This window comes from Leifsonia sp. KNZ13-11D (genome assembly GCF_056754895.1).
Genome location: NZ_JBPGWU010000001.1, coordinates 3,121,558 through 3,142,594, shown reverse-complemented (window position 1 = coordinate 3,142,594; position 21,037 = coordinate 3,121,558). Strand labels below are relative to the sequence as shown.

20 protein-coding genes, 1 tRNA gene and 1 pseudogene are annotated in these 21,037 nt (G+C 71.1%); 14 read left to right on the top strand and 8 right to left on the bottom strand.

The window, feature by feature from the left end; all coding sequences use genetic code 11:
* Positions 1 to 580 precede the first annotated feature (580 nt).
* The 4 genes from ACR9Y5_RS15380 to ACR9Y5_RS15365 all read left to right on the top strand — a co-directional run bounded on the left by ACR9Y5_RS15380 (position 581) and on the right by ACR9Y5_RS15365 (position 3,610).
* Positions 581 to 1,027, top strand: coding sequence for an FAS1-like dehydratase domain-containing protein (locus ACR9Y5_RS15380; protein ID WP_481298756.1), 447 nt, complete (start codon positions 581 to 583; stop codon positions 1,025 to 1,027).
* Positions 1,027 to 1,464 carry a MaoC family dehydratase gene (locus tag ACR9Y5_RS15375; protein WP_481298755.1) on the top strand — a complete coding sequence of 146 codons (438 nt, stop codon included), beginning with the start codon at positions 1,027 to 1,029 and terminating at the stop codon, positions 1,462 to 1,464. Before ACR9Y5_RS15380 ends, ACR9Y5_RS15375 begins: the two co-directional genes overlap by 1 nt.
* A complete protein-coding gene (locus tag ACR9Y5_RS15370) occupies positions 1,461 to 2,636 on the top strand; it encodes a UDP-N-acetylmuramate dehydrogenase (protein WP_481298754.1) in 1,176 nt (391 codons plus the stop codon). Before ACR9Y5_RS15375 ends, ACR9Y5_RS15370 begins: the two co-directional genes overlap by 4 nt.
* Positions 2,637 to 2,761: 125 nt before the next feature.
* Positions 2,762 to 3,610 (top strand): hypothetical protein, encoded by an 849-nt coding sequence (locus ACR9Y5_RS15365; RefSeq protein ID WP_481298753.1) that lies wholly within the window; start codon positions 2,762 to 2,764, stop codon positions 3,608 to 3,610.
* Between the two features lie 36 nt (positions 3,611 to 3,646).
* On the opposite strand, the gene ACR9Y5_RS15360 is transcribed toward ACR9Y5_RS15365, so the two are convergent.
* The 3 genes from ACR9Y5_RS15360 to ACR9Y5_RS15350 all read right to left on the bottom strand — a co-directional run bounded on the left by ACR9Y5_RS15360 (position 3,647) and on the right by ACR9Y5_RS15350 (position 7,522).
* The gene (locus ACR9Y5_RS15360; RefSeq protein ID WP_481298752.1) at positions 3,647 to 5,737 is read right to left on the bottom strand and encodes a RecQ family ATP-dependent DNA helicase; all 2,091 of its coding nucleotides are present in this window, start codon (positions 5,735 to 5,737) and stop codon (positions 3,647 to 3,649) included.
* An 89-nt stretch (positions 5,738 to 5,826) separates the two neighbouring features.
* Positions 5,827 to 6,171, bottom strand: a complete 345-nt coding sequence (locus tag ACR9Y5_RS15355; RefSeq protein ID WP_481298751.1) for a hypothetical protein — start codon at positions 6,169 to 6,171, stop codon at positions 5,827 to 5,829.
* Positions 6,172 to 6,196: 25 nt separating this feature from the next.
* The gene (locus ACR9Y5_RS15350; protein ID WP_481298750.1) at positions 6,197 to 7,522 is read right to left on the bottom strand and encodes a PspC domain-containing protein; all 1,326 of its coding nucleotides are present in this window, start codon (positions 7,520 to 7,522) and stop codon (positions 6,197 to 6,199) included.
* 115 nt (positions 7,523 to 7,637) lie between these two features.
* On the opposite strand from ACR9Y5_RS15350, the gene ACR9Y5_RS15345 reads away from it, so the two are divergent.
* The 9 genes from ACR9Y5_RS15345 (at position 7,638) to ACR9Y5_RS15305 (ending at position 15,304) form a co-directional block, all read left to right on the top strand.
* On the top strand, positions 7,638 to 8,855 hold the full coding sequence (locus ACR9Y5_RS15345) for a sensor histidine kinase (protein WP_481298749.1): 1,218 nt from the start codon (positions 7,638 to 7,640) through the stop codon (positions 8,853 to 8,855).
* 38 nt (positions 8,856 to 8,893) lie between these two features.
* Entirely contained in the window at positions 8,894 to 9,568 is a 675-nt protein-coding gene (locus tag ACR9Y5_RS15340) for a LuxR C-terminal-related transcriptional regulator (RefSeq protein ID WP_481298748.1), read from the top strand.
* 210 nt (positions 9,569 to 9,778) lie between these two features.
* Positions 9,779 to 9,851, top strand: a tRNA-Trp gene (locus ACR9Y5_RS15335).
* 40 nt (positions 9,852 to 9,891) lie between these two features.
* Positions 9,892 to 10,164 carry a preprotein translocase subunit SecE gene (secE, locus tag ACR9Y5_RS15330; RefSeq protein WP_121259228.1) on the top strand — a complete coding sequence of 91 codons (273 nt, stop codon included), beginning with the start codon at positions 9,892 to 9,894 and terminating at the stop codon, positions 10,162 to 10,164.
* Positions 10,165 to 10,216: 52 nt separating this feature from the next.
* Positions 10,217 to 11,140: a transcription termination/antitermination protein NusG gene (gene nusG, locus ACR9Y5_RS15325; RefSeq protein ID WP_481298747.1), complete on the top strand. Its 924-nt coding sequence runs from the start codon at positions 10,217 to 10,219 to the stop codon at positions 11,138 to 11,140.
* A gap of 119 nt (positions 11,141 to 11,259) precedes the next feature.
* Entirely contained in the window at positions 11,260 to 11,691 is a 432-nt protein-coding gene (rplK, locus tag ACR9Y5_RS15320) for a 50S ribosomal protein L11 (RefSeq protein ID WP_175335715.1), read from the top strand.
* Between the two features lie 73 nt (positions 11,692 to 11,764).
* Complete coding sequence (rplA, locus tag ACR9Y5_RS15315; protein WP_310134207.1) at positions 11,765 to 12,454, top strand: 50S ribosomal protein L1; 690 nt, start codon at positions 11,765 to 11,767, stop codon at positions 12,452 to 12,454.
* Positions 12,455 to 12,693: 239 nt separating this feature from the next.
* Positions 12,694 to 14,691, top strand: coding sequence for a S53 family peptidase (locus tag ACR9Y5_RS15310; RefSeq protein WP_481298746.1), 1,998 nt, complete (start codon positions 12,694 to 12,696; stop codon positions 14,689 to 14,691).
* A 67-nt stretch (positions 14,692 to 14,758) separates the two neighbouring features.
* Positions 14,759 to 15,304 (top strand): GNAT family N-acetyltransferase, encoded by a 546-nt coding sequence (locus tag ACR9Y5_RS15305; protein WP_481298745.1) that lies wholly within the window; start codon positions 14,759 to 14,761, stop codon positions 15,302 to 15,304.
* On the opposite strand, the gene ACR9Y5_RS15300 is transcribed toward ACR9Y5_RS15305, so the two are convergent.
* Positions 15,301 to 16,269 carry an NADP-dependent oxidoreductase gene (locus ACR9Y5_RS15300; protein WP_481298744.1) on the bottom strand — a complete coding sequence of 323 codons (969 nt, stop codon included), beginning with the start codon at positions 16,267 to 16,269 and terminating at the stop codon, positions 15,301 to 15,303. The two genes, ACR9Y5_RS15305 and ACR9Y5_RS15300, sit on opposite strands and share 4 nt — an antisense overlap.
* Between ACR9Y5_RS15300 and ACR9Y5_RS15295 the strand changes: the two are divergent.
* Positions 16,208 to 17,047 (top strand): annotated as a pseudogene (locus tag ACR9Y5_RS15295) (DUF998 domain-containing protein); the annotation flags it as partial. The gene ACR9Y5_RS15300 and the pseudogene ACR9Y5_RS15295 overlap by 62 nt on opposite strands.
* Positions 17,048 to 17,097: 50 nt before the next feature.
* Here ACR9Y5_RS15295 and ACR9Y5_RS15290 read toward each other — a convergent pair.
* From ACR9Y5_RS15290 to ACR9Y5_RS15275, 4 genes are all read right to left on the bottom strand, one after another.
* Positions 17,098 to 17,943 (bottom strand): YqaJ viral recombinase family protein, encoded by an 846-nt coding sequence (locus ACR9Y5_RS15290; protein ID WP_481298743.1) that lies wholly within the window; start codon positions 17,941 to 17,943, stop codon positions 17,098 to 17,100.
* On the bottom strand, positions 17,940 to 18,983 hold the full coding sequence (locus ACR9Y5_RS15285) for a Gfo/Idh/MocA family protein (protein ID WP_481298742.1): 1,044 nt from the start codon (positions 18,981 to 18,983) through the stop codon (positions 17,940 to 17,942). Before ACR9Y5_RS15285 ends, ACR9Y5_RS15290 begins: the two co-directional genes overlap by 4 nt.
* 73 nt (positions 18,984 to 19,056) lie before the next feature.
* On the bottom strand, positions 19,057 to 19,791 hold the full coding sequence (locus tag ACR9Y5_RS15280; RefSeq protein WP_481298741.1) for a ThuA domain-containing protein: 735 nt from the start codon (positions 19,789 to 19,791) through the stop codon (positions 19,057 to 19,059).
* Positions 19,788 to 20,990 carry a Gfo/Idh/MocA family protein gene (locus tag ACR9Y5_RS15275; protein WP_481298740.1) on the bottom strand — a complete coding sequence of 401 codons (1,203 nt, stop codon included), beginning with the start codon at positions 20,988 to 20,990 and terminating at the stop codon, positions 19,788 to 19,790. The genes ACR9Y5_RS15280 and ACR9Y5_RS15275 overlap by 4 nt, the downstream gene beginning before the upstream one ends.
* Positions 20,991 to 21,037: the final 47 nt, after the last annotated feature.

The following is a 21,037-nucleotide window of genomic DNA, read 5'->3' as shown; positions in this document are numbered from 1 at the left end:
AGGGCGTAGATGCGGCGACCCGGAACACCCCCCGATAGAAGCCGCTGCTGCCGGCATACGTGGTGAACAGCCCGATCGAGGAGGACCGTCGCACCTATCTCGTCGATGGTGGTAAAGATCAGGCCAGACGTCGTTAGCGCTTGACGCCGAAGACTCGGTGTCGTGTCGGCGCGAACGGCTGCGATTCCGCCGGTCAACTGCGAGAGATGTCATCACTGGTGATGCGGATGTCGAACCTCGCGCGAGCTGTCGATGTCGGTGGTCTCCCCTAATCTGGGGGCAGCGAGAAAAAAACCCCAAAACACAACATGTAGTGGAATGACAATCGTGTCATTCGGGTTATATAGTGGGTGAACACCGCGGGAACGCGGGCAACCACGACTTCTAGGGGAGGCCATCATGGACTACGAAAACGACAGCGTCGGCGGCTACTCGGTTCCCGTCGACCCCATGGACCTGCTGCAGTGCGACAGCTGCCAGTAAGGCGCTAGCACCGAGCTTCGAAGACCCCGGAGGCCACTGGCCTCCGGGGTCTTCTGTGTTCGGGAGGCGCGGACGCGCCGGTCGTTAGAATCGTCGGGTGCCAGTGAATCCAGAGCTGCAGGGGCGGGAATTCCCGCCGACCCGCCCGTACCTCGTGGGGCGGGAGAAGGTGCGCGAGTTCGCCCGCGCCGTCTTCGCGACCGACCCCATCAGCTTCGACGTGGATGCGGCGCATGCCGCCGGCCACCGCGACCTGGTGGCGCCCCCCACGTTCCCGGTGGTGGTGCAGGAGTCGACCCTCGCCCAGCTGCTCGCCGAACCCGACGCCGGGATCGACTTCACCCGCGTGGTGCACGGCGATCAGCGCTTCACCTTCAGCCGGCCCGTGTTCGCGGGCGACGAGCTCACGGCGACGCTCCGCGTGACCTCCGTGAAGACGCTCGGCGCGCACTCGATGGTCACGGCGGAGTCCACCATCGTCGACGCGGACGGCGCTCACGTGGTGACCGCCACATCCACCCTGGTCGTGCGAGGAGACGAGTGATGACGACATCCGGCACGACCCCCGACTTCGACACGCTGAGCGTAGGCGACGTGGTCGCTGAGCGGACGTTCGCGGTGAGCCGCGACTCGCTGGTCCGTTACGCCGGCGCCTCCGGCGACTTCAACCCCATCCACTACCGCGACGACATCGCCACCGCGGTCGGCCTCCCCGGCGTGATCGCCCACGGGATGCTGACCATGGGTCTCGCCGTGCAGCCGGTCGTCGACTGGGTGGGCGACCCGGCTCTGATCGCCGACTACCAGGTGCGCTTCACCCGCCCGGTGGTGGTCGACCCGGCGGATGGCGCCGAGGTGACCGTGACGGCGAAGGTGGGCCAGCTGGACGCCGAGGCCCGGATCGCCCGTATCGACCTGACGACCACCTTCGCCGGCGAGACGGTTCTCGGCAAGGCGCAGGTGCGCGTCCGATTCGCATGACGGACCCCACGACGGACGGCATCCCGGCACGCGCCCCAGCACGCGTCCCGGCACTCGCCGAGCTCACCACGATCCGCGTCGGCGGTGCGCCTGCGGCGTTCGTCGTGGCGGACGACCGGGACACGCTGATCCGTGCGGTGCGCGACGCCGTCAGCTCCGGTGAGGACTGGCTGGTTGTCGGCGGCGGTTCGAACCTCGTGGTCGCGGACGACGGGTTCGAGGGCACCGTGGTCCACGTGCGGTCGCGGGGTGTGGAGAGGCTGGCTGCGACCGACGGCCGCGTCCGGATCCGGGTGCAGGCGGGCGAGCCCTGGGACGAACTCGTCGCGCTCACCGTGCGCAACGGTTGGTCGGGCATCGAGGCGCTGTCCGGCATTCCCGGCTCGACCGGCGCCGCGCCCGTGCAGAACATCGGCGCGTACGGCCAGGAGCTGGAATCCTCCCTGGTCGGTGTCGAGTTCCTCGACGAGGAGTCCGGCGATGTCGTGTACCTCCGCCGGGACGAGCTCGGTCTCGGGTACCGCACCTCCGTGCTCAAGCGCGGGCGCCGCGGTGTCGTCCTCTCCGTGGACCTGGAACTCGATGACACCAGCGCCTCCGACGGCGTCGGCGCTCCGCTGAGCGCTCCCGTCGCGTACGCCCAGCTGGCCGACGCGCTCGCCGTGCCGCTCGGGGCGCGTGTGCCCGTTGCGGAACTCCGCCGTGCCGTGCTCGCCCTGCGTTCGTCGAAGGGTATGGTGCTCGACCCGGCCGACCCCGACTCCGTGAGCTCCGGCTCGTTCTTCACGAACCCGATCGTCTCGGAGAGCTTCGCCCGCTCTCTGCCGCGGAACGCTCCCCGTTGGCCGCAGGAGCCGGCGGAGCCGGACGCCGTCATCGGGCTGCCGCCCGGAGGGCTGCATCCGCTCGACGTCCCGCCGCTCGCCACCGGGGAGTACACGGTCAAGCTCAGCGCGGCGTGGCTCATCGAGAACGCGGGCATCCACCGCGGGTTCGCCCTGCCCGGCTCGGGCGCGGGGATCTCCTCGAAGCACACCCTCGCGATCGTCAACCGCGGGGGAGCGACGGCCGCCGACATCGTGCAGCTTGCGGACTTCATCCAGTCCCGGGTGCAGGCGGAGTTCGGGGTGGTGCTGCAGCCCGAACCGGTCATGGTGGGCGTCTTGCTCTGAGGGAGGCGCTCCCACGCCATTCGCAGGGCTGATACCCGACGATCTCTGAGAGTATTCTCACGATCGGCTCCATAGGCTGGACGCACCCCGGCGCACCGGCGCCGTCGTGGACTGAAGGGGACGACATGGGATTCCTTGACCGCCTGTTCGGACGTGAAGAACCGACGCCGAACGGTTCCCCGCAGTACGGTGCTGCTGCTCCGCAACCGGGCGCAGGCGCGCCGTATGCGACGGCCGCCCCCGCCCCCGGGAGAGCGCCGGCCCAGGGCCAGGCCCGCAGCGAGGACGAGATCGCCGTCGAGCGCTACCGCTACCTCTTGCGCACCGCGCCGCCGGAGACCATCGAGCAGGTGCACGAGGAGGCGTTCTCGAAGCTCAGCCCGGACCAGCGACGGCTCCTGTTCCAGCAGCTCAGCCAGAACGCGCCGGCCGGCGAGCAGCCGCGCGGCGACGATCCCCGCTCGCTCGCGCAGTCGGCTACCCGTTCGGAGCTGCGCCAACCCGGAACACTCGAGCGCGCACTCGGCGGTGGCCGAGGACCCGGCTACGGCGGGATGGGCTTCGGCAGCATGTTCGCGAGCTCGCTGCTGGGCAGCGTCGCCGGCTATGTCATCGGGTCGGCGCTGGTGAGCGCCTTCCTGCCGCCCATGGACATGCAGGCCGATGGCGGGGCGGGCGACCAGAGCGCCGACAACCAGAGCGCCGACAACCAGAGCGCGAACGACCAGGGCGGTGACAACGGCTCCGGCGACGGCGGCGACGGCGGCTCGGGTGACGGCGGCTCGGGGGGCGATGCCTCGGGCGGCGACGTGCAGGCGGCCGGCTGGGACGGCGGCGGCGACCCCTCCGGCGCGGGCGGCTGGGGCGGCGACCAGGGCGGTGGCGACTTCGGCGGAGGCGGCGACTGGGGCGGCTTCGGCGGTGGCGGAGGCGACTTCGGCGGAGGCGACTTCGGCGGCGGCGACTTCATCTGAGCCATCCGCGAGCGGGAGCATCGCTTGTGCTCCTGCTCAACTGCGGACGGCTGCCGCGAACGGCAGCACCGCCGACGCACCGGCGCGGAGGAGTTCCTGCCCGGCGACGGTGATCGTCCAGCGGCTGTCGACCAGGTCGTCCACGAGCAGTACCGGCGCCCCGGGCGGGATCTCCAGCCCGTCTGCTGAGAAGCGGTCCCACACCGCGGCCAGGCGGAACGCGCTGTTCCCGCCCGGAGCTCCCGACGGCGGAGCTCCGCGCCAGCCGAGCGTGCCGGCGAACGGGAGCCGGCCGACGCCGGCCAGACCGCGCGCCAGCGACTCCACGAACATCGGGCGCCGCCGTGACGGCAGGGCCGCGACGGCCGCCGGGCGCGCCTCCCAGTCCCAGTCGGCGAGGACCCGGACGCACGCGTCGAGCACGGCCGGAGGCACCTGCTGGTCGGGCGCGCCGTCGGCGAGCAGCTCGCGCAGCCGGCCGCCCCAACCGAGGTCGGTGAGCCGAGCAAGCGCGCGTCCCGGCTGCAGCTGCTGCTCCGGGCGCAGCTTGCCCTTCACCGCCACACCGAGCCGATCGGCCCCCGTCGGCCAGAGCTTGCGGGGCTCGATCTCCACCCCGACGCGGTCCAGCAGGGAGCCGACCTCGCCCGCGGTCGCGCCGTCGACCTCGTTCGGGTACCAGACGCCCGCGCAGTTGTCGCACCGCCCGCACGGGCCCGCGGCCGGGTCGTCGAGAGCACGCTGGAGGAACTCCATGCGGCAAGCCGTCGTCGACTCGTACTCCAGCATCGAGCGCTGCTCGGCTTCACGCGCCGCGGCGATCCGGGCATACCTCTCCTCGTCGTACTCCCACAGAGCGCCGGTCGAGATCCAACCGCCGCTCACCCGCCGGACCGCGCCGTCGACATCGAGCACCTTGAGCAGCAGCTCCAGCGTCGAGGCGCGCAGGTCGACCCGGCTCTCGAGCACCCGGGTCGACTGCGGCTGACCGTCGAGCGCGTCGAGCACGGCGGCGGCCTTCTCGCGAGAGGGCATGGACGCCGTGGCGAAGTACTGCCAGATCGCCTGGTCCTCCGGGCCGGGGAGGAGCAGCACGTCGGCGTTCTCCGTCGCGCGGCCGGCCCGACCGACCTGCTGGTAGTACGCGACGGGAGACGAGGGTGCGCCCAGGTGCACGACGAAGCCCAGGTCGGGTTTGTCGAACCCCATCCCCAGCGCGCTCGTGGCGACCAGCGCCTTCACCTCGTTGCGCTTCAGCCGGCCTTCCAACTCTTCGCGCTCCGCCGTGTCGGTCTGCCCCGTGTACGCGTGCGCCTCGTGCCCGGCGCGACGCAGGACGCGGGCGGTGTCCTCCGCCGCCGAGACCGTCAGGGTGTAGACGATGCCGCTCCCCGGGAGATCGTCGAGGTGGCCGGCGAGCCAGGCGAGCCGGGTGGTGGCATCCGGGAGGGGCAGCACCCCGAGGCGCAGCGAGCGCCGGGCCAGCGGGCCGCGGATGGTCAGCACCTCTGCCTCCCGCCCGGACCCGAGCTGTTCGACCACGTCGGCCACCACGCGTTCGTTGGCGGTCGCGGTGGTGGCGAGCACGGGAACGTCGTCCGGCAGGAGGGCGATCAGGTCGCGGAGGCGACGGTAGTCGGGCCGGAAGTCGTGGCCCCAGTCGGAGATGCAGTGCGCCTCGTCGACGACGAGGAGTCCGCTGCGCCCGACCAGCGCCGGCAGCTGCGTGTCGCGGAACTCGGGATTGTTGAGCCGCTCCGGCGACACGAGCAGCACATCCACCGAGTCGTCGCGCAGCCGCGCGGCCACATCCTCCCACTCGTGCCGATTGGCCGAGTTGATCGTCACGGCCCGCACGCCGGCGCGTTCGGCCGCGGCGACTTGATCGCGCATCAGGGCCAGCAGTGGCGAGACCAGGATGGTCGGGCCGGCACCACGCGCCCGGAGCAGCATCGTGGCCACGAAGTAGACCGCCGACTTGCCCCACCCGGTGCGCTGTACGACGAGCGCCCGCCGCCGATCGTCGACCAGGGCGCTGATGGCCTCGAACTGGCCGTCGTGGAAGTCGGCGTCCGGCCGCCCGACGAGCGTGCGGAGGCGGAGGAGGGCGTCGGTCGCTGTGGTCATGCAGCCATCGTGTCAGGGACGGCCGACGATGGATGCGCGAGTGCGGACATCCGTGGAGGGGATGTCCGCACTCGCGGCTGTGGACGAGTTCAGCCCCGGCCGGTCGAGCGGCGGCGCTGGGAGGCGCGCAGGCCGCCCAGCACGGCCGACACCACGATGATGAGGCCGACGGCAGCGGCCGCGAGCGCCCACGCCGACCCGGGGGTCAGGGCGCCGATCCAGTGCGCCGCCTCGGCCGCCCGCTCCGCCGAGGAGACGATCCACAGGGTGAGCGCGGCCAAGAGGGTCAGCAGGGCGCCCCAGACCACCCCGCCCCAGCGGATGGGGGCGGAGCCGGGGACGGGCGCGATCGATGCGGGCGGCGGCGCGAGAGGGGTCGTCGGGTTCGTGAACGAGTCGGTGGGGTAGGGCGTGGTGTTCTGCGGTTCGGTCATCTCGGGGTCTCCTGTCGGTCCGGGATCAGTGCTGGAGCAGGACGGGGAGGCCCTCGCCCGTGATGCGGAAGCCCGCGACGCCGTCTCCCGCGAGGAGCAGCGCGACCCCCGTGAGGACCGCGAGCAGGATCCCCAGGAAGATGAGGAACCCGCTGCGGCGGCGGGCCAGTCCGGCGATGAGCACCACCACACCGACCACGAGAGTGGCGGCCGCGAACCCGGCCGCGGTGGTGAACCGGGCGACACCGGCCAGCTGCGGCCAGACGATCGCGACGAGGGATCCCGCGACGAGGGCCAGCCCGACGGCGAGCCAGCCGACGGCGGCGCCGACCCGCGGGTTGGCGGCGCGGTACGCCTCACGGCGGGCCGCGGCGTCGGCGGAGGCCACGGCGACCTGGGCGCGGAGCTCGGCGGAACGCTGCGCCTTCACTACGCGCATGTCGGCGGCGAGACGCTGCTTCCACGCGGCGTGCTCGACGCGCCACTGCGCCTGGCGCTGCTGCCAGTCGGCGACGTCGGTCGGGGACGCCCCCTGGGGCGGAGCGGGCGGGGGAGTGGGCTCGGCGGCCACGTCGAGCTGGATCGTGTCCGCGGCTGCCGCCGCAGCGGCCTCCTCGTCGGCCGACGCCGCGCCCGCATCCGCCACGTCGGGCGACGGCTGCGCAGACGCCGCCCCAGCCGGTGTCACAGCCGGTGCCGCCGCGTCCGCTGCGGGGCCGCTCGGCGCCGTCCCGGCCGCGCTTGGCGTGCCGGCCGCGCTCATCCCCCCGGTCGCGCCCGCCGTGGCAGCGGTGCCGGACGCCCACGCACCCTGCGCGCCGGCGCCGGACGACCGCGTCTCCGACGCGCGCACGGCCACGACGATCAGCGCCACGACCGCGCCGACCACCACGAGCGTCCACACCAGCCTCCCGACGAGGTTCCCCCAGGCGGAGACGTCCCAGAAGGCGCCGTGCGCCCACCAGAAGCCGCTCGTCCAGGGCAGCAGCGAGAGCAGCACCATCACGCCGATCGCGACGATCGGCGGCTCGAAGTCGCCCTCGAAGAGGCTCTGCAGATGGATGCGGCCGTCGCGGTCCGGGAGGAGCGCCCAGGCGGCCGCGTAGAGCAGCAGCACGGGGGCGCCGAGGATGCCGGCGACCACGACGATGCCGCGCACGATCAGCGGGTCGATGCCCAGCCGGTAGGCGATCCCGGCGCACACGCCGCCGAGCCAGCCGTCGGACCGGACGACGCCGAGGCCGCGCATCCAGTCGAAGAACCGGGTGCCGCGGCCGGAGAAGCCCGTCCGCGGTCCTCCGTACGGGTTGCCGGGGGTCCCCTCCGGCCGGGTCGATTCGTTCTGTGACATGCTCCACATCCTGCCGTCGCGTCCGGACGCCGGGTATCGGGTGAACCCCTGAGCGCACCCTGATCATCGCCTCGGGCGGGTGCGGGGCCTCCGGGGGTCTGATTGGATGCTGGCTATGTCCTCGACAGCACCCGCCGGACCGCGCACGCGCGCCGGACGCCCGCCGCTGGCGCGTCCGCGCACCTGCGTGGTGAGCGGGGTGAGCGTCGCACTGGCCGATCATCTCGGCTGGCCGCTCGCCGCCGTGCGGTGGGCGTTCGTCGGTCTGACGTTCCTCGGGGGCGGCGGGATGCTGCTCTATCTGTGGCTGTGGGCGCTGACGCCGCTGCGTCCGGCCGGCGCCGCGGATCCGGCGGACGGCGTGCGGCGTCGCGTCAATGTCCCGTGGGTGCTCGCCGGAGCGGGCGCCGTCGCGGGTATCTCGGCGATCGTGCTCGCCGCGGGCGGCGCGCTCGGTGCTGGCTTCGCCGCGCTGGTCGCCTGCGCCCTGCTGCTGGTCTTCGCCGTCGCGTGGGAGCAGCTGGCGGATGAGGAGCCCGCCGCGTTCGCGCCGCTGACGCCCACGGTCTTCCGCATCTCGTGCGGGGCGTTCCTGGTCGTGGTCGCGCTGGCGCTCGCCGTGACGCAGGATGCGGGCGGCCCGGGTGCGCTCTGGCTCGGCATCCTGATCACCGTGCTGGCCGGGGCGGCCGTGCTGGTGGCGCCGTGGGGGCTGCGGCTGTGGCGCGAGCTGATCTCCGAGCGCACGGCCCGCATCAAGGAGGAGCAGCGTGCGGAGATGGCCGCGCACCTCCACGACTCCGTGCTGCAGACTCTGGCGCTCATCCAGAACCGGGCCGGTGCGTCGAGCGAGGTCGGGCGGATCGCGCGGGCTCAGGAACGGGAGCTGCGTGAATGGCTCTACGCGGATGCGGCTGCCGCGCCGTCAGCCGCGGAGCGCGACCTCGCGGGCGAGTTGCGGGAGGTCGCCGCGGCTCTCGAGGTGGATCACGCGGTGCACTTCGACGTGGTCGCGGTCGGGGAGCCGATGCGCAACGCGCCGTCCGAGCTGGGGGCGGCCGTGCGCGAGGCGATGCTCAACGCCGCCCGGCACGCGGGGGGCGACGTGTCCGTCTACATCGAGCACGCCGGGGAGCGGGTCGACGTGTTCGTGCGGGACCGGGGACCGGGTTTCGATGTGGATGCGCTTCCCGAAGGCCGGCTCGGCGTCAGAGAATCGATCATCGGCCGGATGCGCCGTGCGGGCGGGCGGGCGACGGTCGCGGCGCGCGACACCGGCACCGAGATCCAGCTGAGCATCGACCTTCCCGGCGAGATGACCGGGGCGACGTGAGCCGGACGAGATGAGCCGACGAGATTGAGCGAGACGACATGAGCGAGACAGACGGCACCGCCCGACAGGTCACTGTCGTGGTGGTCGACGACCACTCCATCTTCCGCTCGGGGCTCCGCGCCGACCTCGACGAGCGGCTGCGCGTGGTGGGGGAGGCGGCCGATGTGGATGCGGCGGTCGCCGCCATCGCCGAGTCGCGGCCGGAGGTCGTGCTGCTCGACGTGCACCTGCCCGGCGGCGCTGGCGGCGGCGGCGCAGAGGTGATCCGCCGCGTCGTGGAGCAGGGGGGCTCGAGCCGATTCCTGGCCCTCAGCGTCTCCGACGCCGCGGAGGACGTGGTCGGCGTCATCCGCGCCGGAGCACGGGGCTACCTGACCAAGGGCAGCTCCGGGCGTCAGGTGAGCGACGCCGTCCTCGCGGTGGCCGGCGGAGACGCGGTCTTCTCGCCCCGTCTGGCCGGATTCGTCCTCGACGCGTTCGGGGCGGCGTCGGGGGAGCAGGCGGAGACCACCGACGAGCTGGACCGCCTCTCGGCTCGTGAGCGCGAGGTGATGCGGCTCATCGCGCGCGGATACGCCTACAAGGAGGTCGCGGCGGAGCTGTTCATCTCCATCAAGACCGTCGAGACGCACGTGTCGGCGGTGCTCCGCAAGCTGCAGCTGTCGTCGCGCCACGAGCTCACGGCGTGGGCGCTGGAGCGCAAGCTGCTGTGACGTGCGCCCCGGACTGGCCGCTTTTGCGGGTACCCCCGGCGTCCCGTACACTTGACGCGGTGGTTGAATCTGCCAAGCTTTTCTGCGCCCTTTTCCCGGTGCGGCGACGGCAGGACTGCCGGGTCGGGCCGGGTATCAGCAGCACGTTCGGATGTTCGATCGGCTAGCCTGGATGAGGTGGCGACGTGAGGTCTGGCGATTCGCTTTCCTAGGGCGGTAGCTCAATTGGCAGAGCAGCGGTCTCCAAAACCGCAGGTTGCAGGTTCGATTCCTGTCCGCCCTGCAAGTCGGCACCCGTGCCGATCCACGAAAGGTGTAACGAGGTGGCCCGAAAGGTAATCGACGAGCCGAGCGAGGAGATCGTCGCCAACGCGAAGAAGGATCGCGCTGAGCGGCGCAACCCCTTCGCGCGGATCGCCCTGTTCATCCGCCAGGTCATCGGCGAGCTCAAGAAGGTCGTCACTCCGACCCGCAAAGAGCTCTTCAGCTACACCGGCGTGGTGCTCGTTTTCGTGATCATCATGATGGCTCTCGTGTCCCTCCTTGACTGGGTGTTCGGCATGGGTGTCGTCTGGGTCTTCGGAAACCCGAAGTAGACGACGTCGATCGGGCCGCACGGCCTCCCCGACAAGAAATGGAATGAATTCAGTGTCTGAGACGAATCGCGACGACGTGGACTGGGCCCCCGCTGCGGAGCAGTCCTCCGAAGACGACGAGGCGCAGACCGGCAACGTCCTCGCGAGCGAGGACGAGGCGTCCGACGCGGCCGAGCACGAGGCGCTGCACGTCGTCGCCGACGACGGCACCGAGGTCGACCTCGACGCCGTGCTCGACGCGATGGCGGAGGCGGTCGACCCCGAGGCCGACCGCATCGTCGACGAGGCCCTCGAGGTCGACAGCGCGGACGAGGCCGAGGCGGCCGCCGACGCCGTCGAGGACGAGGAGGAGGAGGCGGTCGCCGACCCCTACGAGGCGTTCCGCACCGAGCTGCGCTCGAAGATCGGCAAGTGGTACGTCATCCACTCGTACGCGGGCTTCGAGCGCCGCGTGAAGTCCAACATCGAGAACCGCATGGTCTCGATGAACATGGAGGACTACATCTACGAGGTCCAGGTCCCGATGGAGGACGTGGTCGAGATCAAGAACGGCCAGCGCAAGATGGTCAACCGGGTCCGCATCCCCGGCTATGTGCTCGTGCGCATGGACCTCAACGAGGACAGCTGGTCGGTCGTCCGTCACACGCCGGGCGTCACCGGCTTCGTCGGCAACGCGCACAACCCCACGCCGCTGCGCTTCGAGGAGGCCTTCTCGATGCTGAAGAGCCTCGTGCAGGTCGAGGCCGCTCCGGCCAAGGGCTCCGCGAAGGGCCAGAAGGCCGCCGCGCGTGTCATCCCCGCCGAGGTCGACTTCGAGATCGGCGAGACCATCACCATCAAGGAGGGCTCGTTCGCGGGCCTGCCGGGTTCGATCAGCGAGATCAAGCCGGAGAGCGGCAAGCTCACCGTGCTCGTGTCCCTGTTCGAGCGCGAGACGCCGGTCGAGCTCAGCTTCGACCAGGTCACGAAGCTCTAGGGAACATTCAGAGCCTCCCCACTGTTTTTCAGAACACCGGGTCTCGGAAGGGCCGAGAAACCGGGAGAGCGACGAGGGCTGCGGCCTGACCCGCTCGAATACACAAAGAAGGAAGAGACATGGCACCGAAGAAGAAGGTCACCGGTCTGATCAAGCTTCAGATCAACGCCGGCGCTGCCAACCCGGCCCCGCCGATCGGCCCGGCTCTGGGTCAGCACGGCGTGAACATCATGGAGTTCTGCAAGGCGTACAACGCGGCCACCGAGTCGCAGCGCGGCAACGTCATCCCGGTCGAGATCACCGTGTACGAGGACCGCTCGTTCACGTTCGTCCTGAAGACCCCGCCGGCGGCAGAGCTGATCAAGAAGGCGGCAGGCGTCCCCAAGGGCTCCGGCGTCCCGCACACCACCAAGGTCGGCAAGCTGACCCAGGAGCAGGTGCGCCAGATCGCCGAGCAGAAGATGGTCGACCTCAACGCCAACGACATCGACGCGGCGTCGAAGATCATCGCAGGCACCGCCCGTTCGATGGGCATCACGGTCGAGGCGTAAGCCCCGCACCCCCACAGACATCTCGTGGAAGAGCCGGCCAGGCTCGCACCACATTCTCGTTAGGAGAAATCACATGGCACAGAAGTCCAAGGCCTACCGGGCCGCGGCCGAGAAGATCGAGGCCGGCAAGTTCTACACCCCCGCCGAGGCCGTCGCCCTGGCGAAGGAGACCGGTTCCGCCAAGTTCAACTCGACCGTCGAGGTCGCGCTGAAGCTCGGCGTCGACCCGCGCAAGGCGGACCAGATGGTCCGCGGTACCGTCATTCTTCCTCACGGTACGGGTAAGACCGCCCGCGTCATCGTGTTCGCCACCGGCCCCGCGGCTGAGGCGGCCATCGCCGCCGGTGCGGACGAGGTCGGCGGCGCCGACCTGATCGAGAAGGTGGCCGGCGGCTACACCGACTTCGACGCGGCCGTCTCCACCCCGGAGCTCATGGGCCAGGTCGGCCGTCTCGGTAAGGTGCTCGGCCCGCGCGGCCTCATGCCGAACCCGAAGACCGGCACGGTCACCCCGGATGTGGCGAAGGCCGTCTCCGACATCAAGGGCGGAAAGATCGAGTTCCGTGTCGACAAGCACGCCAACGTGCACTTCGTCGTCGGCAAGGCCGGCTTCACCGCGGAGCAGCTGAACGACAACATCACCACCGCCCTCGAGGAGGTCGTGCGTCTCAAGCCGTCCGCCGCGAAGGGCCGTTACATCCAGAAGGGCGCCGTGTCGACCACGTTCGGCCCGGGCATCCCGCTGGACGTCAACGCCATCTGAGTTCGTTCTACGAACCTCCCGACGGGGTCGGGGCCGCTGGTCGGCCCCGGCCCCGTCGGCTTTCCGGGGATGTGTCGAGACCCATTTGCGTTGTGAGAATTCTTCATCCATCTGAACGATTTCGACAGAGTCGTCTACCCCCTCTTGTGGCGGTAGAACGACCAGGTTTAGGGTCTCTCCTGTCGCGCGTCGCGCGGCGGCCCAGCGAAGGGCTCGTCCGAATCGAAGGATGGACATTCATGACACGTCGCACCACTCGATCCCTCCACAAGAGGGCACTCGGGATCCTCGCCACCACGTCCGCCGTGGTGGCTTTGTCGTTGGCGGGGGCATCAGCGGCCGGCGCCGCCGACCGGGTGACCTACGCCGGCTCCGTGCCCGCCTGGGCCACCGCGGCGAACGACGCCGGCGCGGCTCCCGCCGACACCACGGTGCAGGGTGAGATCTACCTCCCGCTCCGCGACCAGAAGGGCGCGGAGGCGCTCGCCAAGGCCGTGTCCAACCCGCTGGACCACAGCTATCGCAAGGCGCTGTCTCCGCAGCAGTGGATCAACCGGTTCTCGCCGACGAAGGCGGACTTCGACTCGGTGGTCGCCTTCATCACGGCGGCGGGGCTCACCATCCAGGGTGTCCCGGACAGCCGTCAGTACGTCGTGTTCCGGGGGACGCCCGACCAGCTCGGCTCCGTATTCGGCACGTCGCTGCACTCGTTCAAGCACGGCGACCGGGAGCTGATCGCTCCGGCCTCCGCTCCGTCGGTGCCGGCATCGATCGCGGCGAAGGTGTCGGCGATCAGCGTCGAGCAGTCGCGCACGACCACACGCCCCGACTCGATCAAACAGGGCGATCTCGGCGCGACCGGCGACCCGCAGGTCTCGCGCAAGCTGGCCGCTGCGGCGCCGGTGATCGACGCCCCGTGCTCGGACTACATCGGCGAGCACACGGTGACCGTCCCGCCCGCGTACAACGGGCAGACGCAGTACAGCACCAACAACTGCGGCTACACGCCGAAGCAGCTGCGCAGCGCTTACGGCCTGACGGACCTCGCCGCGAAGGGCATCGACGGCACCGGCCAGACCGTCGCCATCATCGACGCGTACGCCAGCCCCAGCATCCTGAAGGACGTCAACAGCTACTCGCAGCAGAACGGCGAGCCGGGTCTGACGAACTCCAGCTACCAGCAGCTCGTCCCCAAGCCGAGCGAGTTCACCGACCAGGAGCTCTGCCAGCAGCCGAGCGGATGGCAGGGCGAGCAGACGCTCGACGTCGAGTCGGTCCACGGCATCGCACCGGGTGCGCGCATCCTCTACGTCGGCGGTACCGACTGCTCGGGCGGCCTGGACATCGCGATGTCGAAGATCCTGGACAACAAGCTCGCCGACATCGTCAGCAACAGCTACGGAAACCTCGGTGAGGCCGTGCCGTCGGACGTGATCCAGGGCGAGGTCAACCTGCAGCTGCAGGCGGCCGGCGAGGGGATCGGCCTGTACTTCTCCAGCGGTGACAACGGCGACGAGGTCGCGAACCTCGGCTACGCCTCGCCGGACTTCCCGGCGTCCTCCCCGTGGGTGACCTCGGTCGGCGGCACCAGCACCGGGATCGACAAGAACGGCACGATCGCGTGGGAGACCGGCTGGGGCGACCAGTTCGACCAGATCGTCAAGAACGCGGACGGCACCCTGAGCTACGCCCAGCCGCTGCCGGGCACCCGGTTCGTGGGGGGCGCCGGTGGTGGGGTGAGCGCGGTGTTCGCGCAGCCCGACTACCAGCGCGGCATCGTCCCTGCGGCTCTCGCCCAGGGGAAGCGCGTGTCCCCCGACGTCGCAGCTCTCGCCGACCCGTACACCGGCTTCTCGATCGGGATCCGGCCCATCGTGGACGACACGACGCTCGCGACCGGCGACTACATCAACGAGACCTACGGCGGGACGTCGCTGGCCTCGCCGATCGTCGCCGCCCAGATCGCGATCGTGCAGCAGGCGACCCGCACCACGATCGGGTTCGCCAATCCGACGCTCTACGGCGTGAAGCGCATCCTGCCGAACGCGTTCCGCGACGTGCAGCCGCAGAACCCGCCGCAGGCGCTGGTGTACACCAGCAAGATCAGCGGCAACACCTACCTGGTGACGATGGACCAGGACACCTCGCTGAAGACCGCGAAGGGCTACGACGACGTCACCGGACTCGGCGGCGTCTCCTTCGACCTGCTCAGCTGGGTCGCCCAGGGCCGGCACTAGCCGCATGCCGCCCGGAACGACCGTCTCCCGATCGGGAGGCGGTCGTTCCGCTGTCTAGGCTGGATGCGTGACCATCACCATCCGCCCGGCGGCCGCCGGTGACGCGGCCGCCCTGGCCGCCGTCGCCGCTGCGACCTTCCCGCTCGCCTGCCCGCCCCACACCACCGCGGAGGCGAAGGCGGCGTTCATCGCCGCCGTGCTCTCCGAGGAGCGCTTCGCCGAGTACCTCGCGGACCCGGCGAGACGGCTGCTGCTCGCCGAGGATGAGAGCGGCGCGATCGGCTACACCATGGTGAACCTCGGCGAGCCGGGCGACGAGGATGTGCGGGGCAGCATCCGGCTGCGGCCCAGCGCCGAGCTCAGCAAGTGCTACGTGATGCCGGGCCACCACGGTCAGGGCGTCGCCGGTCGCTTGATGGCGGAGAGCCTGCGGGTCGCCGCCGAGTCGGGCGCCGCCGGGATCTGGCTGGGGGTCAACGAGGAGAACGAACGTGCGCACCGCTTCTACGGCAAGCACGGCTTCGAGCGGGTCGGGTCGAAGCGCTTCCTGGTGGGCGACCGCTACGAGGACGACTGGGTGATGGAGCGGGCACTCGAGCCGGTCGGCCCCTAGCCCTCGGCGATCTTCACGACCACCTTGCCGCGGGTGTGACCCGCCTCGATCGCCTCATGAGCCTCGGCGATCCGCTCGAGCGGGAAGATCTGGTCGACGTGCACCCGCACGTTACCCGCCTCGAGCAGTCGGGCGATGACGGCGAGCGTGTTGCCGTCCGGTGCGACCTTGTAGTGGGTGCCGCGCAGCCCGGCGCCGGCCACGTCCTCCGTGAAGGTGGGCCAGCTGCCGGTGGGGACGTTGATGATGAGGCCGCCCGGGCGCACCACGGAGAGCGACCGCGTGCCGGTGTCGTCGTGCACGTTGCCGACGAGGTCGATCACGACATCGGCATCGTGCACCACTTCCTCGAACCGGGTGGTCGTGTAGTCCACCACCTCCGCGGCGCCGAGGGAGCGCAGCCAGGACGCCTTGCTGCCCGACGCGGTCGCGATGACATGGGCGCCGAAGTAGGACGCGAACTGCACCGCGAAGTGCCCGACACCGCCGCTGCCGGCGTGGATGAGCATCCGCTGCCCCTCGTGCGCCTTCGCGACCTCGACGACCAGGCCCCACGCGGTCAGCGCCGCCAGGGGGGCAGCCGCGGCTTCGATGTGCGAGAGCGTGGCGGGCTTGCGCACCACGCTGAGCGAAGGCACGGACAGGTATTCCGCGTAGCTGCCGCCGTAGCGCGGCACCATCACCATCCCGAACACCTCGTCGCCGGGGCGGATCGGATGCGCACTGTAGGGCGACTCGACGACGACGCCGCTGAAGTCGTGACCGAGCACGGCGGGGAAGCTGTGGATGGCGTCGAACACTCCGCGTCCGGCGCGCGTCTTCGCGTCGATCGGGTTGACGCTCGAGGCGACGACCTTGACGAGGAACTCGGAGTTCACCTTGTCCGGGTAAGGGGTGTCGCCGATGCGCAGGGAGTCGGGCCCACCGGCCTCGTCGAGCAGCGCCGCCCGCATGGTCTTCGGCATTCGTCATCCCCTCATCCGTCAGCCGCCGCGCCGGGCGGTGTCTCTCCAGTCAATCCCGGCCATGCGTCGCCGGTGTTACGGACGGGTCACCGCATGTGAACAGTCTGTTTCGGATACCCCCAGGACGTTCCCAGCGGCGCGCCGGGTAGGATTCATCGACCCGGACCGAGGAGGCCCTGTGCGACGACTGCTGCTGATCGCCCGCGAGCCGTTCGCCGTCCCGGCGTTCGCGCGCGGCTGGCAGCGCGCCGTCCCGATCCTGCTCGCCCTCGGCACGATCTGCGTCCTGGGCGGATTGACCATCATCTGGGCTGCTCGCCTGACGGTCCCGTACCCGGTCTATGTGAGCGAACTCGGGGCCCGGGGTGCGCCCACGGCCGGTCCGTTCGCCGTCGCGCTGCTGCTCATCGCGGCCGGTGGTTTCGCGATCGCGCTGGCGAGCGGCCATGTGCGATCGACCGCCCCACTGCTGGGCCGGTGGTCGCCGGCGCTCAGCCTCGGCTTCGCAGCGCTGTGCTTCGTGCTCGCCTCGCAGGTCACCTGCTCGGCCTACTGCCCGGTGCCACTCGTCGATCCGCGGTCGACGCCGCAGGACCTCATCCACACTGTCTCGGCTGTGCTGGGGTTCGCCGCGGCGTGCTTCGCCATGCTGCAGGTCGGCTTCAGCCGGAGCCTGCCGCGCGTGTCCCGCCTCTCGCGGATCAGCTGCGCGGCGGTCGCGGTGATCACCATCGTGGGCGGGCTGCTGGCGATCGTGCGGGTCGGCGCGGATGTCGGGGCGTGGCTGGAACTGATCGGCACGACCGTCGCGGTCGCGTGGATCGCCGTCTACGCGGTGGCGCTGACGCGCATCCCGGTGGCCGTCGTCGCTGTCGCGCCGGTCGCGGCGGGGGCCGAGGCGGAGCCGGTCGTCGGCGCTCCGGGGACCGTCGGAGCGGGCGGGCGCGCCGAGGTCGCCTGACGCAGGACCTCGATGAGGTCGGCGGCCAGAGCGACGAGCTTGGCGATCTCCGCGTCGTCGCGGTCCACCCAGCGGCACTCCGGCTCGTCACGCAGAGGGACGAAGCCGTTGTGCTGCTCCCAGACGAAGAGGGTGCGCTCGGCGCCCAGCACGTACTGCTGCCACCAGATCTGACGCAGGTAGGGGCGCGGGATGCTGCGGAACGGCTTGTTGGTCGTCTTGATCTCGGCCAGCTCGATGCGACCGCCCGTGCGGAGGATCAGCCCGTCCGGTGTGGCCAGGTGCCGGCGGTCGCGCTCCGCGTGGAAGAGCAGGTCGGACGGCTCGATGCCGTGCGTCGCGGCCACCCACGCGGCGATCTCGGGCTCGCGCGAACGACCGTGCTGCGTGAAGATGTTGCCGCTGAAGCCGGTGCCGTGCAGTTTGTCGTAGGCGGCCGCACGGATCGAGCGCGGGCTCGACAGCTTGGCGACGTCGGTGGCGGTGATCCCGCGGCTCCGCGCCCGCAGCCAGCCGACGCGGTCGCTCGAGCGTGCCACCACCCGTGCCAGATGCCCCGTCTGACCGGGCACCGCGGGCACCACCGGGACGGGGGCCGGTCGCGCCGGGCTCAGATCCGCCAGGACGGCCGGCCGGTACAGGTCGGCGGTGCGGTACGGAGCGGAGTCGAGCACCCCTCCATTGTGCCGCCTCGCGCCGACCCTCGCCGTCACTCCACGCGCGTCGCGCCGAGTTGCCTGCGGGCCTCGTCGATGGTCGCGAGCGTGTCCACGGCCTCCGCCAGCGGGTGCAGCGGCGACTCGGTGCGGCCCTCCGCGACGAAGCGCGCGAGAGCGGCGGCCTCGTACGCCATGCCGTCCCGGTACGGGCGCCCGTAGGGGTCGCGCCAGTGCGCGGCGAGCGTGCCGTCGGCCCGGAAGACGCGGAGACCGCTCGGGCCCCAGAACGGACTGTCGGTCTCGACCCGTCCCTCGCTGCCGCAGATCGTGGCGAGCGACGGCGTGCCCGCCAGGAGGCTCGTGCTCAGCAGCGCCTGCGCGCCGTCGGCCGAGGACAGCAGCAGTGCGGCCTGCGCATCCACCCCGGTCTCCGCCAGGGTGCCCGTCGCGATGATGCCGGCCGGGGCGCCCAGGGCGAACGACGCCCACGAGACCGTATACACCCCGAGGTCGAGGAGGGCGCCGCCCGCGAGCGCCGGATCCCAGAGGCGGCTCGTGGGGTCGAACGCCGGGCGGCCGCCGAAGTCGGCGGTCACGACACGGAGCTCGCCGAGCGCGTCGCGCTCCATCAGCTGTCGCACGATGTCGGTCTGCGGCAGGTACCGGGTCCACATCGCCTCCATGGCGAAGACGCCGGCCTCGCGGGCGGCGGCGACGATCCGGCGGGCCTGGTCCGCGGTGACCGCCATCGGCTTCTCGATGAGCACGTGCTTCCCGGCGGCGATGGCCAGGAGCGCGTGCTCCAGGTGCTCGCTGTGCGGGGTCGCGACGTAGACCACATCGACGTCCGGGTCGGCGACGAGCGCCTCGTACGACCCGTAGGAGCGCTCTGCGCCGTGCGCCGCGGCGAACGCCGCCGCACGTTCGGCCGAGCGGGACCCGGCCGCGACGACCCGCTGCCGGGTGTGACGGTGGAGCGCAGCGGTGAAGTCTGCGGCGATGCCGCCCGGGCCGAGCACGCCCCAGCGCAGCGGCGGGGCGTCCGCGGGGTCGGGGTGGCGCGGCTCGGGGAGCGTCGCGAGGGCGTCGGTCATGGGTCTCGTCTCCTCGGTTTTGCGGCGGTCGGTTTTGCGGCGGTCGGGGTGGCGGTGCTCGGACGGGCGTCGCTCAGACAGGTTGGGGGTTCGACACCTCGGGCGCCTGGCGGGCGCCTGGGACCGGAGCCGCCCAGCGGACGCCGTTGGCCAGCACCCGGCGCACCTGAGGGTGGAAGTACACCGGGTACGCCTGGTCGCCCGGGCTGAAGTAGAAGATCTTGCCGCGTCCGCGCGTGAAGGTGACGCCGGAACGGAACACCTCGCCGCCGGTGAACGAGCTGATGAAGACCAGGTCGTCGGGCGTGGGGATGTCGAAGAACTCGCCGTACATCTCCTGCGCGTCGATGACGATCGGCTGGTCGACGCCCTCGGCGATCGGGTGGGTCGGGTTCACCGTCCACACGAGCTCCCGCTCACCGCCCTCCGGGTTGCGCCAGCGCAGCGAGCAGGTCGTGCCGAGCATCCGGATGAAGATCTTCGAGAAGTGACCGGAGTGCAGGACGATCAGGCCCATCCCGCCGAGCACATGCCGTCGGACGCGCTCGACGACCTCGTCCGAGACGCGGTCGTGGGCGATGTGGCCCCACCACAGCAGAACGTCGGTCTCGGCGAGCGACTGCTCGTCGAGCCCGTGCTCAGGGGCGTCGAGGGTGGCGGTCCGAACGACGACCTCGTCGCCGAGGAGATCGCGCAGGCCCTCGGCGATGGCGCCGTGGATGCCGTGCGGGTAGATCGCGGCGATCTCGGGCTGGGTCGCCTCGTGGACGCCCTCATTCCAGACGGTGACACGCAGGGTCATGGTCATGCTCCTTTCGTGGTGGCGGCGGCCGCGGCAGGATCCGGCTGCGCCAGGGTGCTCGTGGCGTCGGAGGGGGCGAGACGCACCTCGGCGCCGATCCTCGCGGACTCGTAGGCGGCGTCGATGACGCGCGCCCGCTCGAGGGCGAGAGCGCCGTCCCAGTTCGCCCATCCGGACGGGTCGGCGACGTGCTCGAGGAACGTCTCGACCACCGCCAGGTGGCCGCGCCCCGGGTCCGCGGTGACGGTGATGTCCTCGCTCTGCTCGCCGTCGCCGGTGAAGATGGTGAGCTCGCCGGAGGGCGCATAGTCGACGACGCGCAGGTCCGCGCCGCCCTCCGTGCCGTACAGCGTGATGCCGAACTCGTCGCCGGCGGGGCGGTAGGCGGCCCAGCTGGTCTCGAGCACGATCGAGCCTCCGCCTTCGAGCCGGAGCAGCAGGCTCGCCAGGTCTTCGACCTCGTAGGCCGAACCGACGTGCTGCTTCGAGGCGGTCGCACCGCCTCGGCCGCGCACCCCGAGCTCGGAGTGGGTGACCGCGGACACCGCGACGACCCGGGGCTCGCCGAAGAGGTGCAGGGCGTAGTCGAGCACATGCACGCCGATGTCGATCAGCGGTCCGCCGCCGGCCATCTCACGGTTGGTGAACCAGCTGCCGAGCGCGGGGATGCCCGCCCGGCGCAGCCAGACGGCGCGGGCGTGGTAGGGCCGGCCGATCTGGCCGGCGTCGATCGCGGCCTTGAGCGCCTGGATGTCGCCCCGGCGGCGGTGGTTGAAGGCGACTTCGAGCACGCGGCCGGCGCGGTGCGCCGCGTCCACCATCGTCTCCGCTTCTGCCGCCGTGCGCGCGATCGGCTTCTCGCTGAGGACGTGGATGCCCGCATCCAGCGCTCCGACCGCGATCGGGGCGTGGAGGAAGGTGGGCACCGCGACGCTGACGACATCGAGATCGGCGTCCGCCACGAGGTCCTTCCAGTCGCGGTAGAGGCGCTCGAGGCCGTACTGCTCTCCGAGCTCCGCGCGCGGGCCGTCCTCCATCCCGGCGATGGCGACGAGCTCGACGCCCGGCAGGGCGTCGTAGGCGGCCATGTGCTGCTGGCCGGCCCAGCCCAGGCCGACGACGCCGGCGCGGAGGGGACGACCGGGGGTATCGCTGCGGGTGCTCACGGCACTCCTTTCAGATGGTGTGTGCTTTTCGGTGGTCATTGTGCTGCGTCTTCGTCTTCGAATCGATTCGAGTGTGTTCAGGATGC

Coding starts and splice junctions, on each gene's coding strand:
- ACR9Y5_RS15360 (WP_481298752.1), bottom strand. CDS start 5,737: ATGACCACAGCGACCGACGCCCTCCTCCGCCTCCGCACGCTCGTCGGG.
- ACR9Y5_RS15355 (WP_481298751.1), bottom strand. CDS start 6,171: ATGACCGAACCGCAGAACACCACGCCCTACCCCACCGACTCGTTCACG.
- rplA (WP_310134207.1), top strand. CDS start 11,765: ATGGCACAGAAGTCCAAGGCCTACCGGGCCGCGGCCGAGAAGATCGAG.
- rplK (WP_175335715.1), top strand. CDS start 11,260: ATGGCACCGAAGAAGAAGGTCACCGGTCTGATCAAGCTTCAGATCAAC.
- ACR9Y5_RS15340 (WP_481298748.1), top strand. CDS start 8,894: ATGAGCGAGACAGACGGCACCGCCCGACAGGTCACTGTCGTGGTGGTC.
- ACR9Y5_RS15275 (WP_481298740.1), bottom strand. CDS start 20,990: ATGACCACCGAAAAGCACACACCATCTGAAAGGAGTGCCGTGAGCACC.
- ACR9Y5_RS15370 (WP_481298754.1), top strand. CDS start 1,461: ATGACGGACCCCACGACGGACGGCATCCCGGCACGCGCCCCAGCACGC.
- ACR9Y5_RS15285 (WP_481298742.1), bottom strand. CDS start 18,983: ATGACCGACGCCCTCGCGACGCTCCCCGAGCCGCGCCACCCCGACCCC.
- ACR9Y5_RS15365 (WP_481298753.1), top strand. CDS start 2,762: ATGGGATTCCTTGACCGCCTGTTCGGACGTGAAGAACCGACGCCGAAC.
- ACR9Y5_RS15310 (WP_481298746.1), top strand. CDS start 12,694: ATGACACGTCGCACCACTCGATCCCTCCACAAGAGGGCACTCGGGATC.
- ACR9Y5_RS15345 (WP_481298749.1), top strand. CDS start 7,638: ATGTCCTCGACAGCACCCGCCGGACCGCGCACGCGCGCCGGACGCCCG.
- ACR9Y5_RS15375 (WP_481298755.1), top strand. CDS start 1,027: ATGACGACATCCGGCACGACCCCCGACTTCGACACGCTGAGCGTAGGC.
- ACR9Y5_RS15300 (WP_481298744.1), bottom strand. CDS start 16,269: ATGCCGAAGACCATGCGGGCGGCGCTGCTCGACGAGGCCGGTGGGCCC.
- ACR9Y5_RS15350 (WP_481298750.1), bottom strand. CDS start 7,522: ATGTCACAGAACGAATCGACCCGGCCGGAGGGGACCCCCGGCAACCCG.
- ACR9Y5_RS15280 (WP_481298741.1), bottom strand. CDS start 19,791: ATGACCATGACCCTGCGTGTCACCGTCTGGAATGAGGGCGTCCACGAG.